This is a genomic window from Streptomyces sp. NPDC001822, assembly GCF_042892135.1.
Classification (GTDB): Bacteria; Actinomycetota; Actinomycetes; order Streptomycetales; family Streptomycetaceae; genus Streptomyces.
Genome location: NZ_JBIATW010000003.1, coordinates 182,821 through 197,375 on the forward strand (window position 1 = coordinate 182,821; position 14,555 = coordinate 197,375).

General features: G+C 70.2%; 14 protein-coding genes. 9 read left to right on the forward strand and 5 right to left on the reverse strand.

Features of this window, described 5'->3' with window-relative positions; translation table 11 throughout:
• Positions 1–54 precede the first annotated feature (54 nt).
• Positions 55–1,191 carry an aminoglycoside phosphotransferase family protein gene (locus ACFYY2_RS08820; RefSeq protein WP_388739027.1) on the reverse strand — a complete coding sequence of 379 codons (1,137 nt, stop codon included), beginning with the start codon at positions 1,189–1,191 and terminating at the stop codon, positions 55–57.
• A gap of 231 nt (positions 1,192–1,422) precedes the next feature.
• Between ACFYY2_RS08820 and ACFYY2_RS08825 the strand changes: the two genes are divergently transcribed.
• Positions 1,423–2,916: a hypothetical protein gene (locus tag ACFYY2_RS08825; RefSeq protein WP_388739030.1), complete on the forward strand. Its 1,494-nt coding sequence runs from the start codon at positions 1,423–1,425 to the stop codon at positions 2,914–2,916.
• Between the two features lie 102 nt (positions 2,917–3,018).
• Here the strand turns inward: ACFYY2_RS08825 and ACFYY2_RS08830 are convergent, their stop codons facing one another.
• Complete coding sequence (locus ACFYY2_RS08830; protein WP_388739034.1) at positions 3,019–4,452, reverse strand: PP2C family protein-serine/threonine phosphatase; 1,434 nt, start codon at positions 4,450–4,452, stop codon at positions 3,019–3,021.
• A gap of 508 nt (positions 4,453–4,960) precedes the next feature.
• On the opposite strand from ACFYY2_RS08830, the gene rpmG reads away from it, so the two are divergent.
• Positions 4,961–5,125: a 50S ribosomal protein L33 gene (gene rpmG, locus ACFYY2_RS08835; protein WP_388739036.1), complete on the forward strand. Its 165-nt coding sequence runs from the start codon at positions 4,961–4,963 to the stop codon at positions 5,123–5,125.
• Positions 5,126–5,380: 255 nt separating this feature from the next.
• Here rpmG and ACFYY2_RS08840 read toward each other — a convergent pair whose 3' ends face one another.
• Positions 5,381–5,881, reverse strand: a complete 501-nt coding sequence (locus tag ACFYY2_RS08840; RefSeq protein ID WP_388739039.1) for a tetratricopeptide repeat protein — start codon at positions 5,879–5,881, stop codon at positions 5,381–5,383.
• A 62-nt stretch (positions 5,882–5,943) separates the two neighbouring features.
• Here ACFYY2_RS08840 and ACFYY2_RS08845 point away from each other — a divergent pair, with 62 nt between their 5' ends.
• Positions 5,944–6,798 carry a VanZ family protein gene (locus tag ACFYY2_RS08845; RefSeq protein ID WP_388739042.1) on the forward strand — a complete coding sequence of 285 codons (855 nt, stop codon included), beginning with the start codon at positions 5,944–5,946 and terminating at the stop codon, positions 6,796–6,798.
• Between the two features lie 49 nt (positions 6,799–6,847).
• Here the strand turns inward: ACFYY2_RS08845 and ACFYY2_RS08850 are convergent, their stop codons facing one another.
• Positions 6,848–8,602 carry a glycoside hydrolase family 6 protein gene (locus ACFYY2_RS08850; RefSeq protein ID WP_388739044.1) on the reverse strand — a complete coding sequence of 585 codons (1,755 nt, stop codon included), beginning with the start codon at positions 8,600–8,602 and terminating at the stop codon, positions 6,848–6,850.
• A gap of 1,175 nt (positions 8,603–9,777) precedes the next feature.
• Between ACFYY2_RS08850 and ACFYY2_RS08855 the strand changes: the two genes are divergently transcribed.
• The 4 genes from ACFYY2_RS08855 to ACFYY2_RS08870 all read left to right on the forward strand — a co-directional run bounded on the left by ACFYY2_RS08855 (position 9,778) and on the right by ACFYY2_RS08870 (position 12,790).
• Entirely contained in the window at positions 9,778–10,491 is a 714-nt protein-coding gene (locus ACFYY2_RS08855) for a DUF4230 domain-containing protein (protein ID WP_388739047.1), read from the forward strand.
• Between the two features lie 89 nt (positions 10,492–10,580).
• A complete protein-coding gene (locus ACFYY2_RS08860) occupies positions 10,581–11,018 on the forward strand; it encodes a nuclear transport factor 2 family protein (RefSeq protein WP_388739049.1) in 438 nt (145 codons plus the stop codon).
• Positions 11,019–11,189: 171 nt separating this feature from the next.
• Entirely contained in the window at positions 11,190–12,197 is a 1,008-nt protein-coding gene (locus tag ACFYY2_RS08865; RefSeq protein WP_388739051.1) for an alpha/beta fold hydrolase, read from the forward strand.
• A gap of 86 nt (positions 12,198–12,283) precedes the next feature.
• The gene (locus tag ACFYY2_RS08870) at positions 12,284–12,790 is read left to right on the forward strand and encodes a DUF664 domain-containing protein (protein WP_388739054.1); all 507 of its coding nucleotides are present in this window, start codon (positions 12,284–12,286) and stop codon (positions 12,788–12,790) included.
• Here the strand turns inward: ACFYY2_RS08870 and ACFYY2_RS08875 are convergent.
• On the reverse strand, positions 12,787–13,593 hold the full coding sequence (locus ACFYY2_RS08875) for an AraC family transcriptional regulator (protein WP_388739057.1): 807 nt from the start codon (positions 13,591–13,593) through the stop codon (positions 12,787–12,789). The two genes, ACFYY2_RS08870 and ACFYY2_RS08875, sit on opposite strands and share 4 nt — an antisense overlap.
• A gap of 112 nt (positions 13,594–13,705) precedes the next feature.
• Between ACFYY2_RS08875 and ACFYY2_RS08880 the strand changes: the two genes are divergently transcribed.
• Complete coding sequence (locus tag ACFYY2_RS08880) at positions 13,706–14,137, forward strand: DUF2000 family protein (protein ID WP_388739059.1); 432 nt, start codon at positions 13,706–13,708, stop codon at positions 14,135–14,137.
• A gap of 123 nt (positions 14,138–14,260) precedes the next feature.
• On the forward strand, positions 14,261–14,548 hold the full coding sequence (locus tag ACFYY2_RS08885) for a hypothetical protein (RefSeq protein ID WP_327121704.1): 288 nt from the start codon (positions 14,261–14,263) through the stop codon (positions 14,546–14,548).
• Positions 14,549–14,555 lie beyond the last annotated feature (7 nt).

The window sequence follows — 14,555 nt, forward strand, 5'->3', positions numbered from 1 at the left end:
GCACCGGTCCCGCAGCGCGTTCCCCCGTTCGTCAGGCCGGTCGCGCCGGCGTGGTCAGCGGGTCCCCACCGCGGCGCGCACGGCCCGCCGGGCCATCGCACAGTCGTCGTGCAACCTGCGCAGCAGGAGCCGCTGCTCCTCGCCGGAGGACAGCGCGCCCTGCCGTGCCTGGCCGCCCCCGGCCGGTGCGCCCTCGCGCATGGCCCGCTGCACGGCCGTCTCATAGGTGCGGATCTCGCGGGTCAGCACGATCATGAGGTTGATCAGGAAGGCGTCGCGGGCCGCGGCGCCGGATGCCTGCGCCAGCTGGCTGATCTGCCGCCGGGACGCCGGGGCGTCACCGAGCACGGCCCAGAGCGTCGCGAGGTCGTACCCCGGGAGATACCAGCCGGCGTGCTCCCAGTCGACGAGCACCGGGCCCGTGGGGGGGAGCAGGATGTTGGAGAGCAGTGCGTCGCCGTGGCAGAACTGGCCCATTCCCTGACGCCCGCCCGCGTGCGCCAGGCCGTGCAGCAGCTTCTGCAGGTCGCCCAGGTCGCGGTCCGTGAAGAGGCCCAGCTCGTGATAGCGGGCGATGCGCGAAGCGTAGTCGAGCGGGGCGTCGAACAGGCCCGCCGGCGGCCTCCACGCGTTGACCCGGCTGATCGCCCCCAGGACGGCCCGGAAGTCCGCACGGGGCGGCGCCTCCGCAGGGTGTCTCGTCAGCGCCGCGACGCGGCCGGGCATCCGCTCGATCACCAGGGTGCAGCTCTCCGGGTCGGCGGCGACGAGCCGCGGGGCCCGGACCGGCGGGCGGTGCCTGACGAACGCGCGGTATGCCGCTATTTCGTGCCGGAACCTCTCCGTCCATGCGGGGGAGTGGTCCAGTAAACACTTCGCCACCGCCGTCGCGCGGCCGGTGGTGCCCACGATGAGGACCGAGCGTCCGCTGCGGCGCAGCACCTGCACCGGGTTGAACTCCGGGCAGATGCGGTGCACCGAGGCGATGGCCATTCTCAACTGCGCGCCCTGGGGGCCCGACAGGTCGAGCCGTCCGCTGAGCGCCTGGGTGCCCGGTCCCGCCGCCCGCCGGGTCCGACCCGCGGCGGACGCCGGTGACGCGGCGCGGGGGTCGAGATACGGGCCGCCGCCCGCTCCCGCGGGACGGAGCGGCCGGGGCGGGGCGGTCACGGAGGACGATGCTGTGTACATGGGCTAGACAGATCCCTTCGTGCGCCGACAAGTCACGTGCGCCGCCCCGGCCGGCGGCCGTTCGGCACCCTGGGGAGTACCTAGGGCTGCCGGGCGGGGTGGCGCTTTCCTACCTGACACCGCGGCGTGGGTGGCACAACATCTGGCGACCCCTGGCGAAGCCTGGCGAATATTCACCCGGCATCCGCCGGGGGGCTAGGGTCAAGTCAGCCGAGAACCTGGGGGCTTGACGTGACCGGAGAACCCAACACCCGCCTATCTGACCTGTTCGGCCTGGCCGGCTGGTCCAAGGGCGAACTCGCGAGAATGGTGAACAGGCAGGCGGCGGCCATGGGCCACCTCCAACTGGCCACCGACACCTCGCGGGTGCGGCGCTGGATCGACATGGGGGAGTCCCCCCGCGATCCCGTGCCCGAAGTGCTGGCAGCCCTGTTCACCGAGCGGCTCGGCCGTGTCGTGACCATCGAGGACCTCGGGTTCGGCCGGCGCGGGCGTGTGGGAAAGCGGCAGAAAGCCGGGACGGAGAACAATCCCGACGGATTGCCGTGGGCGCCCGAACGGACGGCAGCGGTCCTCACCGAATTCACGGGAATGGACCTCATGCTCAACCGACGCGGCTTGGTGGGCGCGGGCGCCGCGCTCGCCGCTGGCTCAGCACTCACCGGCGCCATGCACGACTGGCTGCACTCCGAGCCCGCCCCGGCGGCCCGGACCCGCCCCGGCGACACCCTCCACGCGGACAACGCCGGCTTCGACCGGTACGAGGCCGCCCCCATCGGGTCCGAGGAGATCGAGGCCCTCGAGCGCTCGGTCGAGGTGTTCCGGGCCTGGGACGCCTCCCGGGGCGGCGGACTGCAGCGCAAGGCCGTGGTGGGCCAGCTCAACGAGGTGGGCGGCATGCTCGCCTACCGTCACCCCGACCATCTGCAGCGCCGCCTGTGGGGCGTCGCCGCCAACCTCGCGGTGCTCGCCGGCTGGATGTCCCACGACGTCGGTCTGGAGCCCACCGCCCAGAAGTACTTCATCATCGCCGCCCACGCGGCGCGCGAGGGCGGCGACCGTCCGCGCGCCGGGGAAGCGCTGTCGCGCGCGGCCCGCCAGATGGTTCACCTGGGACGGCCCGACGACGCCCTCGACCTCATGAAGCTGGCCAAGTCGGGGTCCGGGGAGGAGACTCTGCCGCGTACCCGGGCCATGCTGCACACCATCGAGGCCTGGGCGCAGGCGTCGATGGGCCATGGACAGGCCATGCGGCGCACCCTCGGCGAGGCCGAGGAGCTCTTCGTGTCCGACAAGCGCGATGTGCCGGCGCCCAGTTGGATGCAGCTGTTCGACGAGGCGGACATGCACGGGATGCAGGCCCTGGCCTTCCGGACGCTGGCCGAGCACGATCCGCGTGCGGCCGGCACGGCCCAGCGCCACGCCAAGCAGGCGCTGGAGCTCCGGATAAACGGTCGCCAGCGCTCCAAGATCTTCGACTACATCTCGCTCGCGTCGGCGTGCTTCATCGGCGACGATCCGGAGCAGGCCGACCGCTACGCACGCCTGGCCCTGGTGTCGATGGGGGAGACCTCCTCGCACCGCACCTGGGACCGGCTGCGGGAAATGTACCGGCTCACCGGGCAGTTCGCGGGTTACGCCAAGATCGAGGACCTGCGCGAGGAGATCGAGCGCGCTCTGCCGCCGAGTCCGGTCAAGAAGAAGACGAGAGGGTCGCAGATCTGACACACCGCGGCCGCCGGTTGGCGAAGGGCGTCAACGCCCGGGACGGCGCAGGTCCGCGGCTCCGGAGATCCCTCGTGGGCACACCATGAGCGAGGTCTGTCCTCACTCCGTCACACGGGCGACCAACACGCATGCGTCGTCGAGCCGTTCATCCGATGCGAGTGCTTCGACGACGATCCGCACGCACTCCTGTGCCGTGCGCGCGTGGGCGAGGCGTGGTGCCAGGCCCACCAGGGTGTCCGGACCCGCACTCCGGTCATCGTGCCGTGTCAGTCCGTCGGTGTGCAGGACGAGCACGTCGCCCGGCAGCAGGGCCACCTGGTCCTGCTCGTAGGTGACCCCGCTCGCAGCACCGAGCAGCACCCCGTCCGGCGCGGGCAGAGGTCGCCCCACTCCGTTGCGGAACAGCAGCGGCGCGGGGTGCCCCGCCTGCGCCCAGGAGAGCGTGCCGGTCACCGGATCGAAGCGACAGCACACGGCGCTGCCCAGGGCGGGCTGCGCCGAACAGTCGATCAGCTGGTTCAGATGCCCCATCAACGTGCCGGGGTCGACGCCGGCGACGGCCATGCCGCGCAGCGCACCGAGCAGCATCGCCATCGAGGAGGTGGCAGGGATGCCGTGGCCGGTCAGGTCGCCGACGCTGAGGAGGGTCTTGCCGTCGGGGAGAGGCAGGGCGTCGTACCAGTCGCCGCCGATGAGGTCGCTCGCGCCGGACGGGAGGTAGCGCGCGGCGAGGTCCAGCCCTCCCGCCCCCCGGCCGGATATCGGCAGGGAGCCGCGCCAGGGAGGCAGTACGGCCTCCTGGAGTTCCACTGCCATCCGGTGTTCGGCCCGAGCGCGCTGTTCGCGGCGCTGCAGCGTCTCCTGCGTCCTGTCCACGGTGTGCCGGCTGCGGCGCAGCCGGCTGACGTCGCGCAGGACCGCCCACATGGAAGCGGTACAGCCGTCGGTGTCGAGGACGGGCTCGCCCATCATGTGCAGGGTGCGCATGCCGCCGTCGGGCAGCAGGATGCGGAATTCGCCGTCCATCGGTCTGCCGTCCACGAGGCAGGCCGTGACCATGGACGTGAGCAGGGGCTGGTCCTCCGCGAGGAGCACGGAGGGAAGTTCGTCCAGAGACAGAGCGCCCTTGCCGGGATCCCTGCCGAAGATCGTGTACAGCTCGTCGGACCAGCTGACCTCGTCCGTCAGCAGGTTCCACTCGGCGCTGCCCACCCGGCTCAGCAGCGAGCCCGCGAGGGGACCGGCCGTGGATCCCCGGTACGAGTCCTCCGCGGTCTCGGCGTCCGTCGGACGGGGGATTCCGTCGCGCAGCTGCCCCAGGTGCTCGCCCAGATCGTCGAGCTGGTGGACCGCGAGTTCGCAGAGCGCCCTCTGCCAGCGCGAACGCGGATCGTCGTCGTCGACCACGGAGGTGTCCCGGCGCACGGCGTCCACGTCTCCGCGCAACAGCAGGGCCCGGTTGATGAGGGCGTCGACGGCATCCCGCTCGGGCGGCTGTGGGGCGGGGCGGTCCGCGAACAGATGGGACGGCATCTGGTACTCCGATACAGGCGGTGCGGCCGGTTCGTGGGGGTGGACCGAACACGACTGTTGCACAGGGCGGGGGAGCCCGTAAGGGGTTTGGCAACACTCGATGGGTTGTTGCTTCTGGCATATGCCATCGGCGGGGTGAGGCTGAGGTCCGCCGAACACCTTTGCTCCTGGCGGGTAGTTGACGCAAGTCGAGCGGCGCGATCAACCCGGCGTGCGCCCGCGCATGCGACCCCCACGCAGCTCACCGGTGCCCGAACAGGGGCGATGCGGTGTTGTGCGACGGTGTGGATCAAGCCTCGGGGGGTGCCGACCGCAATCCGGTTCGACGGTGTGTTCCAAGGGGCGTGCGCGTGTGTGTCGAGCATTCGTTCGCAGAGCGGCTCCGGAGGCTGGGCGGGGGCGCGGGTGGCGGGAATGGAGACGCCTCCCGTCGCGTTGAGAGGTCCGTAAGGAAAACGACACCCATTCCCATGCGGGACTGGGGTCGGCACCCCCGTCTGGAGGTCCCATGGCACGCAGTGAGACCAGGCCCGTCGTCCAGCTCCGTTCGACGGCCGGAACCGGCCACACCTATGTCACCCGCAAGAACCGGCGCAACGACCCGGACCGGCTGGAGCTGCGCAAGTTCGACCCGTCGGCCGGGCGCCACGTCCTGTTCCGCGAGCACCGCTGACCGACGGCGGGACCCCGCTTCCCCTCGGTCGGCGCGGGTCTCCGGCCTGCGTCGACCGTGGTGTGGATCACATGAGGACATGCGGATTCACGGGAACGCGCACTGGTGGTTTATCGTTCATCTATACGTGGGCGTGAGTGACGGAACCCGGCTCGACCGGCGACCGTCCCGCGAACACTCACAAGCCGCCCCGGCTGGATTCCCCCGATCCGGCCGGGGCTTCCACGTGCTCCGGCCCATGTGGCGCGGGGTGCGTCACATCGTGTGCGTGAGGTCCGCGGCGTAGTACTCGATGGCGGGCCGGTAGCGCCGCACGCGGTCGCTGTCGCTCGTCGACGCGACCAGGCGCAGCAGGATCTGCATGGCCTCGTGGTGCTCGCCCGTGTTGAACAGTGCCATGGCCAGGAAGGTCCGCAGCGCTCCGTCGTCCGGGAACTCGTCCACCCCGCGCCGCAACGTCTCGACGGCCTGTCCGAACCGGCCCAGCACGCGATAAGTGCTGCCGAGCCCGACCAGGGCGCCCCGGCGGTCGTCCTCACCGAGGCCGTCACCCTGCAGACAGCGCTCGTAGTAAGGAACCGCCTCCGCTTCGAGACCGAGCACATCGTGGACCCAGGCGGTCTGATAGGCGATGCCCGCGCAGTCCGGGAATTCGGCCGTGAGGGCGAGGAGGATTTCCCTCGCCTGCTCCGGATGGCCCTGCTCACGCAGCCTCACGGCCTCCGCGATCCGCTCGTCCTTGTCCTGTGCGCTCATGCGCTCATGGTCGCATCCGAACCGTGGGTGTGCGGAACAGGGTTGGGGGCATCAGTTCCGCCATGACAGCAGAGGCGGATCGTAGTACACGACGCAGAAGCGTGGGACGCCTTCTGCTGCGCGCAGCAGTACTGGCTGCCGCATTCCTGGCACTGGTGGCGTTCTCCGTCGTCCTGGCCAAGGTGACACTGACACCGTCACCGGCCTCCGAGGACATCGTGACGTCCAACATGAAGCCGGGGCGCTCCATCCGGCAGTACGCCGAGGACTACACCTTCCTCGGGGCGTGCAAGCAGGCCGGCGGGAACATCCTGCTCGGCACCCCCTTCGGCGTGCTCCTGCCGATCCTGGTGCCCCGGCGCCTGCGGATGCTGCGGATGACCCTGCTGACCGTGCTGGTCATGGCGGTCGTGGAACTCACGCAGGGCGCCCTGGTCGCCGGACGGGCCTTCGACATCGACGACGTCATCCTCAATACGACGGGCGCGCTGCTCGGCTACCTGGTGGTGGGCCGGCGCATCAGCCACCGCTACCACGCGCTGGCCGACGAACCGGTTGCGGTGGACGAGGGGAGGACAGAGCCCCGCACACCGGCGAAGGCGGTGCGGTCCGGCAAACGGGACGGCGATGCCGGTGGGGCGCCGAAGCCCGGGCTCATGGGCAGGCTCCGGAGTGCTGGGAGCGGGACCGGAGGCAAGACCGGGCCGGCGGGCACGCGGAAGAAGTCGAGTGGCGCGGCCAAGTCCGGTGGTGCGGCGAAGTCTGGTGGTGGTGTGGCTAAGTCCGGGGCCGGGTCGGCCGCACGCCGGAGCGCGCCCGCGCCGACGGCCCGCGGACGCGCTCTGTTCGACAGATGGCGCGGTCGTCGGGAGAACCCGGGCGGGGGAGCGCCCGGACCTCGCGGACGTGGGGCGTAGAGAATCCTGTCCGGATCAGGCCGGCCGGGCCTGATCCGGACAGCAGAGCCTAGAGCGCCGGGTAGGCGTTCTTCATGAGCTCCTGGAACTGGGCCGAGAACCACTTGCCGGAGACCGGCGCGTCGGGCAGGGCCCCTGACAGGTTGTTCCCGTTGCGGGCGTTGCCCGTGTAGGTCGGGTCGCACATTCGGTCGAAGCCCTTGCCCTCGTCGTTCGGGATCTCCTTGCTCGACCCGTCCGACTCCCCCGGGGGCTTCATCCAGACGTACGCGTCGATCCCCGCTGCCGGGGCCGCCTTCGGCCGCTCGCCGAGGCCGGCTCCGGCCTGGTTGCACCAGTTCCCGAGGTGGATGCGGCGGTCGTACCGGCCGCCGTTCACGTAGGTGTCGACGCTGGTGCCGGCACCCGGCCCGGTCGGCCGGTTCGCGCCGCCCCAGCCGTTGCGCGAGGTGTCGATCAGCATGCCGATGCCGGAGTCGAAGCCGACGGAGACGAGCTTGGTGCGGAATGCCTGCGCGAAGGACTGCTCGTCCGTGTAGCGGTTCCAGTCGATCCACTTCGACTGGCGCACGGACGTGCCGTTGACCGAGTCGTCGATGGAGAAGTTGGTTTCCCTGGTGGCTCCGTAGTTGGCGGTGTTGACGATGAATCCGTGCACGTCGTTGACGGTCGCGCCCTCCGACGTGGCCGCGATCTTGAAGGTGTCGGCCGACGGGCCGAAGTTGTCGTCCCAGCCGATCCAGCCGTGGTGCCCCGCGTCGATGTAGTTGTAGACGTTGGGCGCGTCGCCCAGCTTGTTCAGCGCGTAGCCGACGCCCTTCTCGTAGTTGCCGTTGGCCTTCATGACGTCACAGGCCGGGGTGGCGGTCGGGCGGCTGCCGGTGTTGGTGACCAGGTTGGGCAGCGAGTCGATCTCCACCGTGGTGACGATGCGCAGGCCGGCGTACTTCGAGTCGGCCAGGATCGCCGCGATGGGGTCGATGTACTCGCTCTTGTAGCGGCCGATCTCCGTGGGGCCGAGTTCGCCGTTGGACGCGAGTGCCGCGCAGTCCCGTCCGGGCAGGTTGTAGATGACGAGCTGGACGACGAGCTCCCCGGAACCCTTCTGGGCCAGGGCCGCGTCGAGGTGGTCGCGCAGGCCCATTCCACCGTTGGCGCCCTCGATGGCGGCGGTGCGGTCGAGCCAGACGCCGGTCGGCTGGCCGGCCACCCGGCTGCCCCCGGGTTCGGCGGCCGCCTTCGCCGACCACTCCGGGTTCACGTAGACCTTGGCACCCTCGTACGGATTGTTGACGCGGCTGCCCGCGGGCGGGTCGGTGGGCGGGTCCGTGGGGTCGGTCGGATCGGTCGGGTCCGTCGTCCCGCCGTTGCAGGTCACGCCGTTCAGCTTGAAGGCCGTCGGCACGGTGCTGTTGCCCTTGCCCGTCGCGTTGAAGCCGAAGGAGGCGGAGCCGCCGGTGGCGAGCGTGCCGTTGTAGGAGAGGCTCTTCGCGGTGACGGCGGCGCCGGTCTGCGTGATCGTGGCGTTCCAGCCCTGGCTGACACTCTCGCTGCCGGCGAACGACCACTCCAGTTGCCAACTGGTAACCGCTGCACCGTTGTTGGTCACACTGACCGCAGCGGTGAGGCCGCCGTTCCACTGGTTCTGGATCTTGTAGTCGACCGTGCAGCCGGCCGCGGCGGCGGCCGCGTATCCGAAGGGGGCCGCCGCGACGGCGGAGCCTGCGGCTGCGGCGACGAGGGTTCCCGCCGCTGTGAGCGCCATTCTGGACCGGCGCAGGTTGGTGCGGCTCGTGCGGCTCATACGAGTTCCGTTTCCTCAGCTGTCGAGGGCGCGCGAACGTCCGCGCAGCCCGATTCCGTACGGGGTGGGGTTACCGTCGTAGTCGCTGATCGGGGACGGTGCGGAGCGTCCCAGGTGCTCCGGTGCCGTCCGGTGGTCGCGTGGCGCGGTGATGCGTTGTGGCCGTCGAGCCGCCGTGAACTCGTGGGCGGCGCTCCGGTGCCGGTCCGTCCGGTCGAACTCGGCGCGTGCGGAGATGGCTTCGGCGTCGACCGGGGCGAGCGCAGGTGCCCGGCGGCCGTGCTCGGACGGGCTTCGGCCGTGTGGATGACCGGATGGCGATGCTGGGTTTCGTCGTGCGCGCAGATCTGTGGGGGGCGTTACCAGTCGGTTCTCCTCGTGCGGGGGGAAGCGGGCCGGCCAGGTGCTTCTGTGCTGAGACAGCCGCCGATGCGGCGGCGGTCCGTCGGCGTACAACGGGCGGACTCGCCGGATCGGTGGTACGCGAAGTGCTGTCGAAACCTGCCGTCCCACGGACTCGCGGTGCCGTACTCCACCGTGTGTGCGGGGACGACGCCCGGAAGTGGCGGCCATGGGTGCGACGCTGTTGCCGGCCGTGCCGGCGTGCCGGGCGCTGCTGCGAAACGCGGTTCGAACAGGTGCGGGAGGTGCCGTGGGTGTCGGTGAACGACTCTTGGCGGAACGACCGCGCCCTTACGGCACGAACGTCCGTGGAACCGCTCCCACTGGTGTGGCTTGACGGTAGAGCGTCAAGTCGTGTCGGTCAACATGCCAGTTCCGATCCATTGCCGTCGAGTAACTCGGCTCCTCACGTCTCTTGACTCCCCTCTTCCCCGTCCTCATGCTGGGAGCGCTCCCACTGGTTCAAGGCCTGTGCTCGACCCCGCACACCCCCATGTCGCCGAGTCGCGAGGAGGTGCAGCGCACGCCATCGGGAGGCGTACGAAGAACCTGGTCACCGAGGCCCCGTGGACGGGCCGAAGCCGACAGGCGCTGACGCTCGAATACGCCGACAACCGACATGACGTGCCAAGTGCCCGAGGAGGCCGCCGCACGCCTCAAGAGGCAGGGCGCCGGAGGGCCGGCCGATCCCGAAGGCCCGTGCCCGTACAGGAATTGACGTAGTCGTGACCGTTCGGCGGAGTGAAAACGCCGGACCGGGTCACATGTAAGGAATGACGTCCACTGACGTAAGGACAGACAGCACAGGCGATCCCGGCCAGGGCAGTTCGCCCCGGCGCCGCGCGCGGACGCGTGGGTGCCTGCCGTTCGCAGGGGTGGTCGCCGCGGCGCTGGTCCTGCTGCTCCTGGGCAGCAAGCTCAGCCTGCTGCCGGGATTCGGTGACCTCTTCGGCGAGAAGACCAACGACAGGTCGGGTCCCGCGGTGCTCAAGTCCATCCAGGACATGAGCGCGTACGAGGCAGCATCCGGCAACTTCCAGGTGGTCGTCGACCTGGAGAAGGACGCCAAGTACCTGCCCGACGCCATCCGCGGCACGCGCACCTTGTACGTCGGCGCGGGCACCGTCGGAGCGTCCGTCGATCTCGGCAAGGTCGGTGAGAACGGCGTGACGGTCAACGAGGAACGCACCACGGCCGAACTCCGGCTGCCCCACGCGGTCCTGGGCAAGCCCGCCCTGGATCCGGACCGCTCCTACGCCGTATCCAAGCAGCGCGGCATCCTCGACCGGCTGGGCGACTTCTTCTCCGACAACCCGGGCAGCGAGCAGGCGGTCAACAAGCTCGCGGCCAAGCACATCGGGGAGGCCGCCGAGGAGAGCGGCCTCACGAAGCGGGCGGAGAAGAACACCACGTCCATGCTCCAGGGCCTGCTCGGCTCGCTCGGATTCGAGAAGGTCACCGTCACCTACACCGACTCACCCGCCTGACCCCCCGTGCGCCGGACGGGAGGCCCTGCGGCACACTCACCGGAACGCACGGCCGTACCGTCGGCCGGCAGAGCCGGGGAGTGATGACCATGAGCGCCGAAACCGCCGAACGGTTCAGGGCCGCCGTCGAGAAGCACGATCCGGCGGCCCTGGAGGAGCTGTTCACCGAGGACGTCCGCCTCTTCAGCCCGGTGAAGTTCACCCCGTTCGAGGGCCGACCGATGGTGCTCGGCCTCTTCGGTGTGCTCCTGCGCACCTTCGAGGACTTCCGCTACATCGGGCACTTCGAGGGCGAGGCGCTGACCAGCGCCGAGGACTCCGAGGAACCCTCGGAGATCCTGATGTTCAGGGCGTCGGTGAACGGCAAGGCCGTTCACGGCATCGACCTGCTCCAGTTCGCCGAGGACGGCCGGATCAAGGAGTTCACGGTGATGGTCCGCCCGATGTCCGCCGTACAGGCCCTGGGCGAGGCCGTCCTGAAGGGTCTCGCCGCCGACGGTCTCGTGCCGGACCCGGCCGCGGGCTGAGACCTGTGGTGCCCGGCCCGGGAGGTATCCGGGCCGGGCACCACCGTGTCCGCCGTCTCTCTCCGCACTGCTGACCGGTCCGGTTTGCCGTAACGGCAAGTTGCCTTGTCCGGGACGCGCCGCCCGTCGAATGATGGCGAGGCCGACGTGCCCTGGACCACGAGGAGAACCATGCAGCAGCCCGCCTTCGCAGCCGAGCCCTCCACCACCGTCCCCGGGGCGGTCCACCGCCTGGTGGACGTGCCCGGCGGCCGCATCCACCTCCTGGAACAGGGAAGCGGCCCCCTCGTGCTCATGATCCACGGCTTCCCCGAGACGTCGTACTCCTGGCGCCACCAGCTTCCGGCCGTCGCCGCGGCGGGCTTCCGGGCGGTCGCCCTCGACGTGCGCGGCTACGGGCGTTCCTCGGTCCCCGACCCGGTGGAGGCCTACCGGATGACGGCCCACGTCGCCGACAACGTCGGCGTCGTCCACGCACTCGGGGAGGAGACGGCGACGGTGGTCGGCCACGACTGGGGCTCGCCCATCGCGGCCCACAGTGCGCTGCTGCGCCCCGACATGTTCACCTCGGTGGCCATGCTCAGCGTTCCCTACGCGCCCTGGAACCCGGTCAGGCCCACCGACGGGTTCGCACGCATCGGCGGCGACGAGGAGTTCTACGTCGGCTACTTCCAGGAACCGGGCCGCGTCGAGGCGGAGATCGCCCCCGACGTACGAGGATGGCTCGCCGGTTTCTACACCTCGCTGTCCGGCGACACGATGCCGCCGCCCGGCGCCCCGAGCCCCTTCTTCGTGCCCGCCGGTGCGGCGATGCGCGACCGCTTCACCGGCGGTGCCCTGCCCGCCTGGCTGAGCGAGGAGGACCTGGACGTGTACAGCGCCGACTTCGGCAGGACCGGCCTCACCGGCGCTCTCAACCGCTACCGCAACGTGGACCGGGACTGGGAGGACCTGTCGGTCTGGGCGGGGGCCCGGCTCACGAGTCCCGCGCTCTTCATCGGCGGCGGTCTCGACTCCTCCACGACCTGGATGGCCGACGCCATCGCCGCCTACCCGACCACGCTCCCCGGCCTGGTCTCCTCCCACATCATCGAAGGGGCCGGACACTGGATCCAGCAGGAGCGCGTCGCTGAGGTCAACGCGTTCCTGACGAAGTGGCTCCACACGGTGCACGCCTGATCCGTCCGCCGCACGTGCGGCCCGCCACCCCGGCCGGCCGCGTGTCGCACTCCGGCCGCCGCGCACGGACCGGTCATGGTGGCTGGATGAACAGTGCAGGGCTTCTCGCCGATGCGTTCGAACGCATCCACGAAACGGTGCACGCCGTCGTCGAGGGACTTCCACCCGAGGACCTCAACGCCAGGCTCGACAAGGACGCGAACTCGATCGCATGGCTCGTCTGGCACCTCACACGGGTGCAGGACGACCACATCGCCGACGCGGCGGGGTCGGAACAACTCTGGTTCCAGGACTGGGGCCCCCGCTTCAATCTGCCCCTGGAAAGGGGATCGACCGGCTACGGCCACACCAGTGCCCAGGTCGCCTCGGTGCGGGTGACGTCGGGCGATCTGCTCCTGGCGTACTTCGACGCCGTGCACGAGCGGACCATGGGATTCGTGCGGGATCTGGACGGTCATGCTCTGGACCGGGTCGTGGACGACGCGTGGTCGCCGCCCGTCACCCTCGGTGTGCGACTGGTCAGCGTCATCTCCGACGACCTGCAGCACGCCGGGCAGGCGGCCTTCGTCCGGGGTTCACTGCTGCGGCGCTAGAGGCCGCCGGCTCCCGTGCGCGCGTAGTGTCCCGGACTCGTGCCCACCACTCGCTTGAAGTGCCGGGAGAAGTGCGACTGGTCGTAGAACCCCGCCGCGGCCGCCACGTCCGGTGCGCGCATGCCCCCGAGCAGCAGCCGCCGGGACAGGTCCACACGGCGACCCGTCAGGTACTGATGCGGTGCCATGCCGAACTCGCGGCTGAACGTCCGTACGAGATGGGCGTGATGACAGTGCAGGCGCTCGGCCGCCTCGCGGAGGGTGAGTCCCTCCACGAAGTGCTGGTCGAGCAGGTCGCGCAGCTCGTGGGCGACCCTGCGGTCGGCCTCCCTGCGGCGTACGCCGAGTTCGTCGCGCAGATGTCCGGCGAGACGTTCGCGGACGAGAGCGAGCCTGCTCTGCGCCTCCAGTTCGTCGCCGGGCCGTTCGAGCGTGCGGTGGAGCTGGTGCACCCGGTGCCGCAGCGCTGGATCATCCAGCACCGGCCTGTCCACCGCGCGGCCGACGAGGTCCGCGTCGATCTGACCGGTGTCCAGGTAGAGGACGCGTTTGCGGAATCCCTCGGGAGTCACCGCGCCGCCGTTGTGCGGGACGTGCGGCGGCAGCAGGGTCACGACCGAGCTGGGCGCCCCGTGCTCGTGACGGTCGAGGTCGTAGCGGACCACGCCCTCGTCGACGATCAGAAGCGTCCAGGCGTCGTGGGTGTGCATCGGGTAGGAGTGATCCGCGAAGTGCGCGTGGAAGACCTCGTCGATTCCCTCGACCCGCGGACGCCAAGCGGTGATGTCCGGACGTGCACCCATGAGCGCAGTTTACGACGTGCACCCATGAGCGCCGATCACGGAGGGCCACCGGCCGCGCAGGACGCAAAGTTCGTACAAGACCCTCACCGCGCGGCCGGGCAGCCTGTTCCGTATGACCGATGACAACGCACCCGTACGCTTCGACACCAAGATCGCGGTTCTGCTCCGCGACGACCTGGAGACCTGGCAGCGCCTGAACGTCACCGCCTTCCTGGTGAGCGGGCTCGGCACGCGGGTCCCCGAGGTGGTCGGCGAGCCGTACGCCGACGCCGACGACACCCCGTACCTGCCCATGTTCCGCCAGCCCGTCCTCGTGTTCGCCGGATCCAAGGAACTGCTCACGCACGCGCACACCAGGGCGGTGAGCCGCGGTGCGACTCTGGCCGTGTTCACCTCCGACCTGTTCTCGACCGGCCACGACCGGGCCAACAGGGCGGCGGTCCGGGCGGTCCCGCGGAGCGGACTGGACCTGGTCGGGCTGGCCGTGTACGGGCCGCGGAACGCCGTCGACAAGATCCTCAAGGGCGCGTCCATGCACCCCTGAAGGGCATCGCCCCGTCACCGGCCGGATACTCACGGGCACACCCGTGCGGGTGAAGGTTCCCGGTGCCATACTCGAAAGCAGTCCGCTAGACAGGCTTGTCACCGTCCCGAAAGGCGACGCGTCATGAACTGGGCATCGTGGACCACCCTCGGTGTCTTCGCGGGAACCGGCGGAGTGCGCACCGAAGAGGTAGGTGTCGTGAGCGGGGATCTGACCGTGCACACGACTTGGACCGAAGGGCAGGCAGAGGTCGCCGTGCAGTTCAGCGGCGCCTCGGACTGGTTCACACTGGCCGGGAGCCCGGTGCCGTGTCCTTCCGAGGAAGCCAGCCGGTCATTCCATCAGAGCGTCGTCGAGGCGGTACGTGCCGGCGGTGGAGCCACGGTTCCGGTTCCGCACACGGTCGAGTGAGTTCCGC

What these genes read in the sequence shown, in the direction of transcription:
- ACFYY2_RS08820 (WP_388739027.1), bottom strand. Translation starts at nt 1,191, where the DNA reads ATGTACACAGCATCGTCCTCCGTGACCGCCCCGCCCCGGCCGCTCCGT.
- ACFYY2_RS08830 (WP_388739034.1), bottom strand. Translation starts at nt 4,452, where the DNA reads ATGCCGTCCCATCTGTTCGCGGACCGCCCCGCCCCACAGCCGCCCGAG.
- rpmG (WP_388739036.1), top strand. Translation starts at nt 4,961, where the DNA reads ATGGCACGCAGTGAGACCAGGCCCGTCGTCCAGCTCCGTTCGACGGCC.
- ACFYY2_RS08840 (WP_388739039.1), bottom strand. Translation starts at nt 5,881, where the DNA reads ATGAGCGCACAGGACAAGGACGAGCGGATCGCGGAGGCCGTGAGGCTG.
- ACFYY2_RS08845 (WP_388739042.1), top strand. Translation starts at nt 5,944, where the DNA reads ATGACAGCAGAGGCGGATCGTAGTACACGACGCAGAAGCGTGGGACGC.
- ACFYY2_RS08850 (WP_388739044.1), bottom strand. Translation starts at nt 8,602, where the DNA reads ATGAGCCGCACGAGCCGCACCAACCTGCGCCGGTCCAGAATGGCGCTC.
- ACFYY2_RS08855 (WP_388739047.1), top strand. Translation starts at nt 9,778, where the DNA reads ATGACGTCCACTGACGTAAGGACAGACAGCACAGGCGATCCCGGCCAG.
- ACFYY2_RS08860 (WP_388739049.1), top strand. Translation starts at nt 10,581, where the DNA reads ATGAGCGCCGAAACCGCCGAACGGTTCAGGGCCGCCGTCGAGAAGCAC.
- ACFYY2_RS08865 (WP_388739051.1), top strand. Translation starts at nt 11,190, where the DNA reads ATGCAGCAGCCCGCCTTCGCAGCCGAGCCCTCCACCACCGTCCCCGGG.
- ACFYY2_RS08870 (WP_388739054.1), top strand. Translation starts at nt 12,284, where the DNA reads ATGAACAGTGCAGGGCTTCTCGCCGATGCGTTCGAACGCATCCACGAA.
- ACFYY2_RS08875 (WP_388739057.1), bottom strand. Translation starts at nt 13,593, where the DNA reads ATGGGTGCACGTCCGGACATCACCGCTTGGCGTCCGCGGGTCGAGGGA.
- ACFYY2_RS08880 (WP_388739059.1), top strand. Translation starts at nt 13,706, where the DNA reads ATGACCGATGACAACGCACCCGTACGCTTCGACACCAAGATCGCGGTT.
- ACFYY2_RS08885 (WP_327121704.1), top strand. Translation starts at nt 14,261, where the DNA reads ATGAACTGGGCATCGTGGACCACCCTCGGTGTCTTCGCGGGAACCGGC.